The organism is Streptomyces sp. SLBN-31, assembly GCF_006715395.1.
In the GTDB taxonomy this organism is placed as follows: domain Bacteria; phylum Actinomycetota; class Actinomycetes; order Streptomycetales; family Streptomycetaceae; genus Streptomyces.
In genome coordinates, this window is sequence record NZ_VFNC01000002.1 from 2,318,949 (window position 1) to 2,333,062 (window position 14,114).

Consider the following 14,114-nt stretch of genomic DNA (forward strand, 5'->3'; position numbering starts at 1 on the left):
GCCTTCTTTCGTGCCTGTCCCAGCTGTTCCAACCTAGTTGATCAGCGCGGCGCGTGAGCCGTGGTGGCGTCGTCGTGCGGCGCAACAACAGGTACGTTCACCTTGAGCGCGGGTATCAGCGCGATGACGGCGAGGACGAAGAAGGCCGCTGTCAGCAGGGGCGGGGTGTTGAGGCCCCAGGCGGTGGCGACGGCGCCGCCGAGGAGGGCACCCAGCGGGACTCCGGCGTAGGACAGGGTGCGGAAGGCTGAGCTGACGCGGCCGAGCATGTCGGCGGGGCTGCATTCCTGCATCAGGGTCGTGGTGTTGACGTTCCACACCATGCCCATCAGTCCGAAGACCGCGATCGCCACCACCAGGACGAGCAGGCTGCGCACGCTGCCCATGACGACCAGAGCCGCGGTCTGCGCGGTGCCGGCGGTCAGCACGGCCCGCAGCCGGCCGAGACGGGCGACGAACCGACCGTTCACCACTCCCCCGACCAGGCTGCCCAGGGTGACCGCGGTGCCGGCCGCGGCGTATCCGGCGGTGCCGCCGTGCAGCCAGCCGGTCACGAGGACCACCAGAGTGGCGAGCTGGGCGCCCATGCCGATGTTGCACAGGGCCGTGGCGGCGCACAGTCCGCGCAGGGCACGGTCCCGGGCGAGGGTGCGCAGTCCCTCAGCGATCTCCCGGCGCAGGGTGCTCCCAGCCACCGCCGCTCTGCGCTGCGGGGCGGCAGTCCGCAGCGAGGCGACCAGGGCCGCGGCCACCAGGAAGGTCGCCGCGTCGACCGCGAACGGCGCGGCGGCACCGGCCGCCAGCAGCAGGGGGACGGCCGGGGCGCCCAGCAGTCCGCCGGCGATGCGCTGCCCCGTCAGCAGCCGGGCGTTCGCACTGCCGAGGACCTCACGGTCCACCAGGACCGGCAGCAGGGCCGTGGACGCGTTGTCGAACAGGGTCTGGAGCGTGGTCAGGGTGAAGGCCAGGGCGATCAGCAGCCCGATGGAGGCGTGTCCGAGGGCGACGGCGACCGCGAAGGAGGCGACCAGCAGCCCTCGTAACGCGTCCACCGTCCACATCGCCCGCCGCTGGTCCACCCGGTCGGCCACCGCACCGCCGAGCAGCCCGAAGGCGAGCCAGGGCAGATAGCCGCAGGCGGTCACCGTCGCGACCAGCAGCGGCCGGTCCGTGAGCCGCACGGCGAGCAGGGGCAGCGCCGCACCGCGCAGGGCGTCCCCGAAGCTGGAGAGCACGGCGGCGCTCCACAACCGCCCGAACCCCCCGCGCCACGCCGGCGCGCGCACCCCCGCGGACTCGACCGTCGCCACAGCTCCCCCTCACGATTCGTCCGTATCGAGACGATGCACAAACCGTAGAGGGTGCCACTGACAATCGATGCGGGAGCGGGCGGGCAGCCGCTGTGGGTGCAGGAGGGCAGCCGATGCCCGCGGGCGGGCAGCCGGTGCGAAACAGCTCCGGCCAGGCGCCCTCTCGGTGCCCGGCCGGCTTTCAACTCCTAGATCTCGCCCCGCAGTTTGGCGAGTGCCTCGGCGAGGATGGCCTCGCCGTCCGCGTCGCTGCGCCGCTCCCGGACGTACGCGAGGTGCGTCTTGTAGGGCTCGGTGCGCGGCGGGTCCGGCGGGTTGTCCCGGTCCTGTCCGGCGGGGAAGCCGCAGCGCGGGCAGTCCCAGGTCTCGGGAACCTGCGCGTCGCTGGCGAAGCTGGGCTGCGTCTCGTGCCCGTTGGAGCACCAGAAGGAGATGCGCAGACGCGGCGCGGACTCGCCGCGCTCGGCCTCGCCCATCGGCCCCGCCCCGACCCGGCTTCCTCGGATCGCGTTGCCACTTGCCACGGTCGTAACTCCCTGCGTGATGGTGCCGCGAAGCGAGTCGGCGTTTCGCTTCGTTGCGAGCGCCTCAGTCTACGTAAGGCCCAACGCACGTCCAGTGGTTGGAGTTACCGCCCCCACACCTAGACGCAAGCCCCATGATAGGCCGCGCTCAGCTGCGCGTACCGAACATGGGGCCTTACGTATGGAATGAAGGTGCTGTGTGTGCGTTGCCGCTCAGCCGTTCGACGTCAGGACGTCTTCATGATGAGGCCGAGTACGACAATGCACGCGAACCACAGCAGACCGATCACCAGGGTGATGCGGTCGAGGTTGCGCTCGGCGACCGAGGAGCCGCCGACGGACGACTGCATACCGCCACCGAACATGTCGGAGAGGCCGCCGCCCTTCCCCTTGTGCATCAGCACCAGCAGCATCAGCAGCAGGCTGAAGACGATCAGGGCGATCGAGAACCCCAAAACCACGGCTGGACCAACTTCCTCGGATTCGGACGGACGACGCGGGGTCCGGCACAGTGCCGGACCCCGCAAGGGTACGACGGATCGGGCCTAGCGCATACTCACTGGTCGCGGAAGCGCACGATCTTGACGAACTCGTCGGCGTCCAGGGACGCGCCGCCCACCAGGGCGCCGTCGATGTCGGCCTGGGACATGATCTCGGCGACGTTGCCCGCCTTGACCGAGCCGCCGTACTGGATGCGGACCTTGTCGGCCAGCTCCTGCGTGTACAGCTCGGCGATCTTGCCGCGGACGGCCGCGCAGACCTCCTGGGCGTCCTCGGCGCCGCAGACCTTGCCGGTGCCGATGGCCCAGACGGGCTCGTAGGCGATCACGACGGTCTCGGCCTGCTCGGCCGGGAGGTCCTTCAGACCGCCCTCGACCTGGGCGAGGGTGTGGGTGACGTGGTTGCCCGCCTCGCGGACGTCCAGCTCCTCGCCGACGCACAGGATCGGGGTCAGACCGTGCTTGTAGGCGGCCTTGACCTTGGCGTTGACGATCTCGTCCGTCTCGGCGTGGTACTGACGGCGCTCGGAGTGGCCGACGGCCACGTACGTGCACTTCAGCTTGGCCAGCATGGCGCCGGAGATCTCGCCGGTGTAGGCGCCGGAGTCATGGGCCGAGATGTCCTGGGCGCCGTACTTGATCTTGAGTTTGTCGCCGTCGACCAGGGTCTGCACGGAGCGCAGGTCGGTGAAGGGCGGCAGGACGGCGACCTCGACGGCCTCGTAGTCCTTGTCCGCGAGGGCGAAGGCGAGCTTCTGGACGTGTGCGATGGCCTCGAGGTGGTTGAGGTTCATCTTCCAGTTGCCCGCCATCAGCGGCGTGCGCGTGCTCATGCTTGGTCAGTCCTCCAGTGCGGCGAGGCCGGGGAGCGTCTTGCCCTCGAGGTATTCGAGGGAGGCGCCGCCACCGGTCGAGATGTGGCCGAATGCGGTCTCGTCGAAGCCCAGGAGGCGCACGGCCGCGGCGGAGTCGCCGCCGCCGACGACCGTGAAGGCCGGGGAGTCGATGAGGGCCTGGGCGACCGCCTTGGTGCCCTCGGCGTAGTCGGGGTGCTCGAAGACGCCCATGGGGCCGTTCCAGAAGACGGTGGCGGCGTCGGCGAGCTTCGAGGCGTACAGCTTGCGGGTCTCCGGACCGATGTCCAGGCCCTGCTGGTCGGCCGGGATGGCGTCCGCGGCGACGGTCGTGGGATTGGCCGGGGCCTTGGTCTTCAGGTCCGGGAACCCGGTGGCGACCAGCGCGTCGACCGGCAGGACCAGTTCGACGCCGGTCTTCTCGGCGCGCTCGATGTACTCCTTGACGGCCGGGATCTGGTCCTCCTGAAGGAGGGAGTTGCCGATCTCGTGGCCCTGGGCCTTGAGGAAGGTGTAGGCCATGCCGCCGCCGATGAGGAGGCGGTCGGCCTTGCCGAGGAGCTCGTCGATGACGGCCAGCTTGTCGGAGACCTTGGCGCCGCCGAGCGCGACGACGTACGGCCGCCGGACCTCGTCGGTGAGCTTCTTCAGGACGCCGACCTCGTTCGCGATGAGGTAGCCGGCGTAGTGCGGCAGGCGGGCCGGGAGGTCGTAGACGGAGGCGTGCTTGCGGTGCACCGCGCCGAAGCCGTCGCCGACGTAGACGTCCGCGAGGGCGGCGAGGCGGTCGGCGAACTCGCCGCGCTCGGTGTCGTCCTTGGAGGTCTCACCGGCGTTGAAGCGGAGATTCTCGATCACCGCGACCTGGCCGGGCTGCAGGCCGTTCACCGCGTCGTGGGCGGCGGGGCCGACGGTGTCCTGGGCGAACGCCACGGGCGCGTCGAGGAGTTCACCGAGCCGCTCGGCGGCGGGCAGCAGGGAGAAGGCGGGGTCCGGGGCGCCCTTGGGGCGGCCCAGGTGCGAGGCGACGACCACCTTGGCGCCCGCCTCGGCGAGGGCCCTGACGGTGGGCAGTACGGCGCGGATGCGGCCGTCGTCGGTGATCAGGCCGTCGGCGAGCGGCACGTTGAGGTCGGCGCGGACGAAGACCCGCTTGCCGTCCACGCCTTCGGCGAGAAGTTCGTCGATCGTCTTCATGAAGGGGCTCCTAGAAAGGGCTCGGGAGGCTCGGAGGTCCGAGTGGGCTGCTCCTGTCCGTGAGGCTGCTACCTGTGCGGGGCGGGCGCGAGGGCCGGTCGGGCCCCAGCCACGCGACACAGGGCTCGGACAGCGCGGCCGTGCGCTGCCCGAGCCCTGCACTCACACCGAGGTGCTGCCTGCTGCGGCTATCAGAGCTGGTTGCCGACGAAGACCGTGAGGTCGACGAGGCGGTTGGAGTAGCCCCACTCGTTGTCGTACCAGCCGAGGATCTTCACCGTCGTGCCCTCCTGGACCATGGTCAGGGAGGAGTCGAAGGTGCAGGACGACGGGTCGCTGACGATGTCCGAGGAGACGATCTCGTCCTCGGTGTAGGTCAGGTAGCCCTGCAGCTCGCCCTCGGAGGCCTTCTTGAAGGCGGCGTTGACCTCGTCCTTGGTGACCTCGCGCGACAGCTCCACGACGAGGTCGGTGGCCGAGCCGGTCGGGACCGGGACGCGCATCGCGATGCCGTCCAGCTTGCCCTTGAGCTGCGGCAGGACCAGGGCGGTGGCCTTCGCGGCACCGGTCGTGGTCGGAATGATGTTCTCGGCGGCGGCACGAGCGCGGCGCAGGTCCTTGTGCGGGAAGTCCAGGATGCGCTGGTCGTTCGTGTACGCGTGCACCGTCGTCATCAGACCCTTGACGATGCCGAAGTTCTCGTCGAGGACCTTCGCCATCGGCGCCACACAGTTGGTGGTGCAGGAGGCGTTGGAGATGACGTGGTGGTTCGCCGGGTCGTACTTGTCCTGGTTGACGCCCATCACGATGGTGATGTCCTCGTCCTTGGCCGGAGCCGAGATGAGGACCTTCTTCGCGCCACCGGCGATGTGCTTCTCGGCGTCGGCCTTCTTCGTGAAGATGCCGGTCGACTCGATGACGATGTCGACGCCCAGCTCGCCCCACGGGATGTCGGCGGGGTTGCGCTCGGACAGGACCTTGATGGTCTTGCCGTCGACGGTGATGGTGTCGGCGGTGTGCGAGACCTCGGCCTTGAGGCGGCCCAGGATGGTGTCGTACTTCAGCAGGTGGGCGGTGGTCGCGGTGTCACCCAGGTCGTTGACAGCCACGATCTCGATGTCAGCACCCTGCTCCAGCAGCGCGCGGAAGTAGTTGCGACCGATACGACCGAAGCCGTTGATGCCTACGCGGATCGTCACGAACCGATCTCCTCGTTGGTACGCCGGCCATGCGGTGCCGGCGAGCTCTGTTTGGGATGTCCCCGACCACCCCCGACCCTACCTCCCTGAGGCCCCCGGAGTGACATCGAGACGCCCCATACATGGGCAGGCGGTCCGTACCGGCCAGTAGGGGTACGGACCGCCCGGCCCGAAATTCCGATCACTCCTTTTGACTACGGTGACCTAGTCATCGTTGACCAGGCAGTTCACCCTTCCAGGGCCGCGAATGCCTTCTTGAGGAGCGCGGCACGGTCCGTCGCCGCGGTGACGTGCTCCAGGCCGAAGCCCAACAGCACGGTGCGGTCGGTGGTGACGGCGCCGTAGGTCTTGAAGAGCGCTCCGGTGCGCGTCCAGTCCTTCAGCACCGCCGGGCTGCCCGCGGGCGGTCCGGACACGCTCCAGGCGCCGAGCGAGGTCTCGAAGCCCTCGGGCTGGGTGGCCGTGCCGCCGAGGACGAGCGCGGTGTCGTCGGCGAGGACGCCGCGGCCGCCGGAGCCGGGGTCGGTGACGTAGGCGATCGACACCTGCACCGACTTGCCGGCGTAGGCGCTCAGGTCGTAGTCGACCTGCTGCCAGCCGCTGGAGGAGCCGGTGAGGCTGTTCCAGGAGCCGCTGGTGCCGGTCGCGGTGCAGCCGGAGGAGGCGACGGTCAGGTAGTGCTTGAGCCACGGGTGCTCGTTGACCAGGAAGCCCGCCTCGCACTCCGCCGGTACGGCCGTGCTGGTCGCACCGCCCGCCTCCGGAAGAGTCGTCCAGTCGTCGGCGCCGTTGTGGGCCTCGACGATGACGTGGTCGTAGCCCGGCTCGGTGTCCCACAGCAACTGGCTGCGCAGGGTCGGCTTGTCGGCCGCCGCGACACCGGTGAGGTCGATGGTGCCGGTGAGGCGCTTGTAGGAGTCGTCGGTGTGGACGGCGGCCGCCATGTACGAACCCGAGTAGGGCCCGTACGGGTTGACGGTCCCCGCGAACTGGCCGGCTCCGGCGCTCGCGAACTGCGGGTACTTGTCGACCGGCAGCGAGTCGGAGGTGACGGCGTAGGTGCCCGCCTTGTCGAGCGGGTTGCCGGGGGCCGCACCGAGCGCCCCGCTGAAGCCCGCGAGTTCACCGGAACCGGTGAAGCCGGTGGCGCCCGGGGTCGACGTACGCGAGTAGGCGCCCAGGTAGTACTGGCTGAAGTCGTTGGACAGGGTGCCGCCGCCGAGGTCGACGCTGCCGCCGGCCTGCTCCCCCGCCTCGATCAGCTTGCCGCCCTCGTTGAGGTAGGCCCGCAACTGGAGCTGGGTGGCGTTGCCGGGGGCGCTCGCGCCCGTGTAGTGCACGACGGTCCTGAAGTGCTTCAGCACGCCGAGCGCGTCGGGCGCGCCCTGGCCGGCGACGTCCCAGACGACCGCCTTGCGGCCGTTCGCCTTCAGCGCGTCCACGTAGGTCTGCGCCTGCGTGGCCGTCGCGCCCTCCTCGGCGACGACGAGCGTGTCGGCCTTGGCCCGCTGGGCGACGGTGTAGGTGAAGTGTTCGCTGGAGACCTTCTTGCCGCTCCTGGACCGGCCGGTGAACCACACCTCGACCTTGTCGCCCGGGTCGCCGTCGCGGACCTTGGCGCGGTACTCGTCGAAGTGCAGGTTGTCATCGCCGCCGTAGATCTCGCCGCCCTTCCACGCCTTCAGCGGCCGGTCCTTCGTACGGCCGCCGTTGACGCGGTAACGGAGTTCCTTGTCGCGGACCGCCTTGCGGACGACGACCGAGACCTCCTGGTCGGCGCCGCGCGAGTACGAGGTGGCGAACTTCGCCGGGGTGAAGTCGGCGGCCTTCAGGCCCAGGGACGAGGACGGCGTGTCGGGGTGCCGGGCGGTCTCGGCGACCGACAGCGCGAAGGGGACGTTCTTCGCGAACTCCTGCTGGATCAGCTTCTCGTCGTCCGGGAAGTTGAACACGGACTGGCAGTCGGCGGCGTTCCACTGGTCACCGGGGTCGAGGTTCGAGGCGGTCTGACAGGTCGACATCTCCGGGGTGAACATCGACATGCCGTTGACGTTGGCCGCGTGGCCGTCCGCCTCGCCGTTGGTGGTGTACAGCTCCGAGGAGACCTGCGGGCGGTAGCCGGGGATCGCGGAGTTGCCCGGGGTACCGGCGAGGGCCTTGTAGAGCACGTCGTCCGGGGTCGGGGTGGCGACCTGCCAGCCGACGCCGTAGAGCAGGAGCTCGGCGGCGGAGTGGTAGTTGATGCCGTACGAGAACCCGATCCGCTTCTCGAAGCGGTCCAGCGCCTTGGTCTCGGGCTCGGATCCGGGGCTCGCGCCGCGGTAGGTCTCGCTGGTGGGGTTGGGGGACGAACCCTCGTCGTCGTAACCCCACTTGTAGGCGAAGTTGCGGTTGAGGTCGACGCCGTCACCGGTGGAGATGACGCCGTCGCCGTTGACGTCCCGCAGGTTCTTGCGCCACAGGCGGGTGTCGGAGTCCTTGAAGGTGTAGTCGTAACCGTCGGGGTTGGCCGAGATGACGAACCACAGTTCGGTGCTGTCGACGATCCGCTTGACGCGCTTGTCCGTCCTGTAGTTGTCCAGGTAGTAGTGCATCAGCCGGCGGGTCATCTCCGGCGTGATCCACTCGCGGGCGTGCTGGTTGGACATGTAGAGCACGGAGGGCCTGGAGCCGTCCTTGGTCTTCTTCGCGTCCCTGGTCAGTTTGAGCGCGAGGATGTCCTGCCCGTTGACGGTCTTTCCGATGGAGACGACCTTGGTGAGACCGGGATTGAGCTGACCGGTCCGGACGATCTCCTCCTTCAGGCCACCGCTGCCGCTGTACGGGCGGAACACGCCCTGCGCGGCGGTGTCCACCCGTTTCTCGGCATTGGCCGAAAGTGTGTGCTCGGTGAGGTCGACGCCCTGCTTCCGCAGCTTCCCGGCCTGCCGGCCGGTGAGATAGACCTCGACGGTGGCCTTCCCCTTCGCGGGGACCTGCTCGCCGAGTTCCTGGCCGTCCTGCCCGGCGGCCAGCAGCAGGGGTACCTGCTTGGCCGTGGCCTCGGCGCGATAGACGTTGACCTCGTTCGGATCGGAACCCTGTGAGGTCCCGTTCTGTGCCTGGGCGATGGGCGCAAGGCTCGCTCCGCCGAGCAGGAGCGCGCCGACAGCGAGGATCGATCTCGCTCTGGGTCTCATGAACCCCCCTAGCAGACCTTCGTCACGGTGACGAAGTGCTGCCAGGCTCATGTCAGTTCACAACCGAGTCAAGGGCGACACAAAGACAGTAAAAGACCGCTGCCGGCGCCCAAATGGACGCCGGCAGCGGGAGGTTGTCGGTAGGTCAGCCGACGAGGTTGTCCGCCAGCTCCTCGGTGATGCTGGACTCCGTGCCCGGGATGCCGAGGTCGGAGGCACGCTTGTCGGCCATCGCCAGCAGGCGGCGGATACGGCCGGCCACGGCGTCCTTGGTCAGCGGCGGGTCGGCGAGCGCGCCCAGCTCCTCCAGGGAGGCCTGCTTGTGCTCCATGCGCAGGCGCCCGGCGGCCGCGAGGTGCTCGGGGACCTCCTCGCCGAGGATCTCCAGCGCGCGCTGGACCCGGGCTCCGGCGGCGACGGCCGCGCGGGCGGAGCGGCGGAGGTTGGCGTCGTCGAAGTTGGCGAGACGGTTCGCCGTGGCCCGGACCTCCCGGCGCATCCGGCGCTCCTCCCAGGCCAGCACCGACTCGTGGGCGCCGAGCCGGGTGAGCAGGGCGCCGATCGCGTCGCCGTCCCGGACGACGACCCGGTCCACCCCCCGTACCTCGCGCGCCTTCGCGGCGATCGACAGCCGGCGGGCCGCGCCGACCAGGGCGAGCGCCGCCTCGGGCCCCGGGGAGGTCACCTCCAGGGAGGAGGAGCGGCCGGGCTCGGTGAGCGAGCCGTGCGCCAGGAACGCACCGCGCCAGGCGGCCTCCGCGTCGCAGGTGGCCCCCGAGACCACCTGCGGGGGCAGACCGCGGATCGGGCGGCCGCGCCCGTCCACCAGGCCGGTCTGGCGGGCCAGCTGGTCACCGCCGGCGACGACCCGGACGACGTAACGCGAGCCGCGGCGCAGTCCGCCGGGCGCCATCACGATCAGCTCCGAGGAGTGGCCGAAGATCTCCAGAATGTCTCTCTTCAGGCGCCGGGCCGCCATCGCGGTGTCCAGCTCCGCCTCGATCACGATGCGGCCGCTCACCAGGTGGAGGCCGCCGGCGAACCGCAGAATGGCGGAGACCTCCGCCTTCCTGCAGCAGGTCCGGGTGACGGGGAGCCGGGAGATCTCGTCCTTCACCGCTGCCGTCATCGCCATGGGCCGATCCTTCCATGCATCCGAAAAATACGGTCGTACGCGGCGGCCAGCAGCTCCGGGTCGTGCCGCGGAGTTCCGTCTCTCCGTGCCACCGGGGCGAGCTCGACCGCGGCCCCGAGCCGCTTGGCGGCCTCGGTGAGCACGTCGCGGTCGGGCACGGCGGCCTCGTCGGCCAGCACCACGTCCAGGGCGAGTTTAGGGGCGTGTCGTCCCAAAACCTCCAAATGACGCTGCGGGGAGAAGCCCTCGGTTTCTCCGGGCTGCGGGGCGAGGTTCAGCGAGAGTACCCGGCGTGCCTTGGTCTGGGTGAGGGCGTCCAGCAGTTCCGGTACGAGCAGGTGCGGGATCACCGAGGAGAACCAGGAGCCGGGGCCGAGCACGACCCAGTCCGCGTCCAGGACCGCCTCGACGGCCTCGGGGACGGCCGGCGGGTCGTGCGGCACGAGGTGCACGGACTGCACCTCGCCGGGTGTGAGGGCGACCGTGGCCTGGCCCCGGACCGTGTCCACGTCCTCCGGCCGGTCCGGGTCGTGCCCCTTGACCAGGGCCTGCAGCTCCAGTGGTACGGCGGACATGGGCAGCACGCGCCCGTGCGCGCCCAGCAGCCTGCCGACCAGGTCGAGGGCCTGGACGTGGTCCCCCAGCTGCTCCCACAGGGCGACGATCAGCAGGTTGCCCACCGCGTGGTCGTGCAGGTCGCCCTTGGAGTGGAAGCGGTGCTGGATGACCCGGGCCCAGGTCTGGCCCCACTCGTCGTCGCCGCACAGCGCGGCCAGCGCCTTGCGCAGGTCGCCGGGCGGCAGCACGCCCAGCTCGTCACGCAGGCGCCCGCTGGAGCCGCCGTCGTCGGCCACGGTGACGACGGCGGTGAGGTCGCCGGTGATCCGGCGCAGCGCGGCGAGTGAGGCGGACAGGCCCATGCCGCCGCCGAGGGCGACGACCTTGGGCTGTGCACCGCGCCGGCGCGGCCTGGCTCCGCGGGTCTCGACCGTCCGGCCCGCGCGTGACTCGGGCACCATCCGGCGCAGCCTGCTCAGCCGCACAGAGCGTTCCGTCATTCGCGTCCCATGTCCCGGTGCACGACCACCGTCTCCACGCCCTCGGCCGCGAGGCGGGCGGCGAGCTTCTCCGACATGGCCACCGAGCGGTGCTTGCCGCCCGTGCAGCCGATGGCGACGGTCACGTACCGCTTGCCCTCGCGGCGGTAGCCGGCCGCGATGAGGCGCAGCAGCTCGGCGTAGCGGTCCAGGAAATCCTTGGCGCCGGGCTGGTTGAAGACGTAGGCCGCCACCTCCTCGTTGAGGCCGGTGAAGGGGCGCAGCTCCGGGACCCAGTGGGGGTTGGGCAGGAAGCGCATGTCCGCGACCAGGTCGGCGTCGACCGGTAGGCCGTACTTGAAGCCGAAGGACATGACGGTGGCCCGCAGCTCGGGCTCCTCCTCGCCGGCGAACTGGGCGTCCATCTTGGCGCGCAGCTCGTGCACGTTCAGGCTGGAGGTGTCGATCACCAGGTCGGCGTCACCGCGCAGCTCGCGCAGCAGCTCGCGCTCCGCGGCGATGCCGTCGACGATGCGGCCGTCGCCCTGGAGGGGGTGCGGGCGGCGCACCGACTCGAAGCGGCGGACCAGGGCCTCGTCGGAGGACTCCAGGAAGACGATGCGGCGGGTGACGTGCCGGGTCTCCAGGTCGGCCAGGGACTCGCGCAGATTGTCGAAGAAGCGCCGGCCGCGTACGTCGACGACGACCGCGATCCGGGCCACGTTGCCCTGCGAGCGGGCGCCGAGCTCCACCATGGTGGGGATCAGCGCGGGCGGGAGGTTGTCGACGACGAACCAGCCCAGGTCCTCCAGGCACTTCGCGGCCGTCGACCTTCCGGCGCCGGACATGCCGGAGATGATCACCAGCTCGGGGATGGCGACTTCGGGAAGCCCACCCGTCTCGCCGGTCGTGCCCGTACTCACCTGTGCTCCGTCTCCGCCTCGGCCCGTTTGTTCGTGCTGCTCGTCGTGGTTGTTCACATTCATGTCTCCTGCCCCCGTCGTTCGTCCGGGGCTCCCGTCGTCACGGGCTCCCCACCGGAACCCATGGTGCCGGGTTCCTCCTCCATGATCTCTCCAGTGGCCGTGTTCACGGCGGGTGCGGCCGGAGCCGCCTGGGCGAGGGCCACGGCGATCGTCTCGGCCGTCTTGCGACCTATGCCGGGTACCTCGCAGATCTGGTCGATGGTGGCGGATCGCAGTCTCTTCAACGAACCGAAGTGCTTCAGAAGTGCCTGCTTGCGGGTGTCGCCGAGGCCGGGCACCTCGTCCAGCGGGCTGGAGCGGAAGCGCTTGGCCCGCTTGGTGCGCTGGTAGGTGATCGCGAAGCGGTGTGCCTCGTCGCGGACGCGCTGCAGCAGGTAGAGGCCCTCGCTGGTGCGGGGCAGGACCACGGGGTCGTCCTCGTCCGGCAGCCAGACCTCTTCCAGCCGCTTGGCGAGACCGCAGACGGCGACGTCGTCGATGCCGAGCTCGTCCAGGGCTCTCTTCGCCGCCGCGACCTGCGGCTGTCCGCCGTCGACGACGACGAGCTGGGGCGGGTAGGCGAACTTCTTGGGCCGGCCGTCCTCGTTCTTCAGGCCGTCGGTCTGGAATCCGTCGTCCTGCAGGTCCGCCTGGAGACCTGCCTGCGTACCGTCCACCTGGAGGGCGTCCGTCGCCTCACCCACGAGACCGTCCCCCTGGCCGTCGTCCCCCCACTCGCCGGTCTTCTCCTTCTCGGCGAGGTAGCGCCGGAAGCGGCGGGTGATCACCTCGTGCATGGAGCGGACGTCGTCCTGGCCCTCGAAGCCCTTGATCTGGAAGCGGCGGTACTCGCTCTTGCGCTGCAGGCCGTCCTCGAAGACGACCATGGACGCGACGACGTCGTCGCCCTGGAGGTGCGAGATGTCGTAGCACTCGATGCGCAGCGGGGCGCTGTCCAGGTCGAGGGCCTCGGCGATCTCCTCCAGGGCACGCGAACGCGTGGTGAGGTCGGAGGCGCGCTTGGTCTTGTGCAAAACGAGCGCCTGCTGCGCGTTGCGCTGCACAGTCTCCATCAGCGCCTTCTTGTCGCCGCGCTGCGGGATGCGCAGCGAGACGCCCGAGCCGCGCCGGTCGGCGAGCCACTCCTGAACGGGTTCGACCGGGTCGGGCAGGGCGGGGACGAGGACCTCCTTGGGGACGGAGTCGCCCTTCTCCTCGCCGTAGAGCTGCTGCAACGCGTGCTCGACGAGGGCGCCGGTGGTGATCTCCTCGACCTTGTCGGTGACCCAGCCGCGCTGGCCGCGCACGCGCCCGCCGCGGACGTGGAAGATCTGGACGGCCGCCTCCAGCTCGTCCTCGGCGACCGCGATCAGGTCGGCGTCGGTCGCGTCGGCGAGCACGACCGCGTTCTTCTCCATGGCCTTCCGCAGGGCCTCGATGTCGTCGCGCAGGCGGGCGGCCCGCTCGTACTCCATCTCCTCGGCCGCCTCCGTCATCCGCTTCTCCAGGCGGCGGAGGTAGGTGCCGGTGCGGCCGGCCATGAAGTCGCAGAACTCCTCGGCGAGTTCGCGGTGCTCCTCGGGGTCGACACGGCCCACGCAGGGTGCCGAGCACTTGCCGATGTAGCCGAGCAGGCAGGGGCGGCCGGTACGGGTGGCGTTCTTGAAGACGCCTGCCGAGCAGGTGCGTACGGGGAAGACGCGCAGCAGGAGGTCGACGGTGTCGCGGATCGCCCACGCGTGCGCGTACGGGCCGAAGTACCGGACTCCCTTCCTCTTGTGACCGCGCATCACCTGCACGCGCGGGAACTCCTCGTTCATCGTCACCGCGAGGTACGGGTAGCTCTTGTCGTCGCGGTACTTGACGTTGAACCGGGGGTTGAACTCCTTGATCCAGGAGTACTCCAGCTGCAGCGCCTCGACCTCTGTGGACACCACGGTCCACTCCACGGACGCGGCGGTGGTGACCATCGACCGGGTGCGGGGGTGCAGGTTCGTCAGGTCCTGGAAATAGTTCGCCAGGCGCTGACGCAGGCTTTTCGCCTTTCCGACGTAGATCACCCGGCGGTGCTCGTCACGGAACCTGTACACCCCGGGAGAGTCGGGGATCTGTCCCGGCTTGGGGCGGTAGCTGGAGGGGTCGGCCATGTCTCACACCCTACTGGCGGGGGGTGACAGTACGGCGAGGCTGTGGACAACGCCTATCGAGCCTACG

11 protein-coding genes are annotated in these 14,114 nt (G+C 70.0%); all 11 read right to left on the minus strand.

Translation table 11 applies throughout. From position 1 onward, the window contains the following. Window positions 1-41: 41 nt before the first annotated feature. Entirely contained in the window at window positions 42-1,310 is a 1,269-nt protein-coding gene (locus tag FBY22_RS30665; RefSeq protein ID WP_142151225.1) for an MFS transporter, read from the minus strand. A 188-nt stretch (window positions 1,311-1,498) separates the two neighbouring features. Beyond that, window positions 1,499-1,834 (minus strand): RNA polymerase-binding protein RbpA, encoded by a 336-nt coding sequence (locus FBY22_RS30670; RefSeq protein WP_003976875.1) that lies wholly within the window; start codon window positions 1,832-1,834, stop codon window positions 1,499-1,501. A 227-nt stretch (window positions 1,835-2,061) separates the two neighbouring features. Further along, entirely contained in the window at window positions 2,062-2,295 is a 234-nt protein-coding gene (secG, locus tag FBY22_RS30675; protein WP_142151226.1) for a preprotein translocase subunit SecG, read from the minus strand. 95 nt (window positions 2,296-2,390) lie between these two features. Beyond that, window positions 2,391-3,167: a triose-phosphate isomerase gene (tpiA, locus tag FBY22_RS30680; RefSeq protein WP_142151227.1), complete on the minus strand. Its 777-nt coding sequence runs from the start codon at window positions 3,165-3,167 to the stop codon at window positions 2,391-2,393. A 6-nt stretch (window positions 3,168-3,173) separates the two neighbouring features. Continuing rightward, complete coding sequence (locus FBY22_RS30685) at window positions 3,174-4,385, minus strand: phosphoglycerate kinase (RefSeq protein ID WP_142151228.1); 1,212 nt, start codon at window positions 4,383-4,385, stop codon at window positions 3,174-3,176. Between the two features lie 191 nt (window positions 4,386-4,576). After that, window positions 4,577-5,584, minus strand: a complete 1,008-nt coding sequence (gap, locus tag FBY22_RS30690; RefSeq protein WP_142151229.1) for a type I glyceraldehyde-3-phosphate dehydrogenase — start codon at window positions 5,582-5,584, stop codon at window positions 4,577-4,579. A 227-nt stretch (window positions 5,585-5,811) separates the two neighbouring features. After that, window positions 5,812-8,763, minus strand: coding sequence for a M14 family metallopeptidase (locus FBY22_RS30695; RefSeq protein WP_142151230.1), 2,952 nt, complete (start codon window positions 8,761-8,763; stop codon window positions 5,812-5,814). Between the two features lie 145 nt (window positions 8,764-8,908). Next, window positions 8,909-9,898: a DNA-binding protein WhiA gene (gene whiA / locus FBY22_RS30700; RefSeq protein WP_142151231.1), complete on the minus strand. Its 990-nt coding sequence runs from the start codon at window positions 9,896-9,898 to the stop codon at window positions 8,909-8,911. After that, window positions 9,889-10,956 (minus strand): uridine diphosphate-N-acetylglucosamine-binding protein YvcK, encoded by a 1,068-nt coding sequence (gene yvcK, locus FBY22_RS30705; protein ID WP_142151232.1) that lies wholly within the window; start codon window positions 10,954-10,956, stop codon window positions 9,889-9,891. The genes whiA and yvcK overlap by 10 nt, the downstream gene beginning before the upstream one ends. Then, window positions 10,953-11,921, minus strand: coding sequence for an RNase adapter RapZ (gene rapZ / locus FBY22_RS30710; RefSeq protein ID WP_142151233.1), 969 nt, complete (start codon window positions 11,919-11,921; stop codon window positions 10,953-10,955). The genes yvcK and rapZ overlap by 4 nt, the downstream gene beginning before the upstream one ends. Beyond that, window positions 11,918-14,047: an excinuclease ABC subunit UvrC gene (gene uvrC / locus FBY22_RS30715; RefSeq protein ID WP_142151234.1), complete on the minus strand. Its 2,130-nt coding sequence runs from the start codon at window positions 14,045-14,047 to the stop codon at window positions 11,918-11,920. Before uvrC ends, rapZ begins: the two co-directional genes overlap by 4 nt. Window positions 14,048-14,114 lie beyond the last annotated feature (67 nt).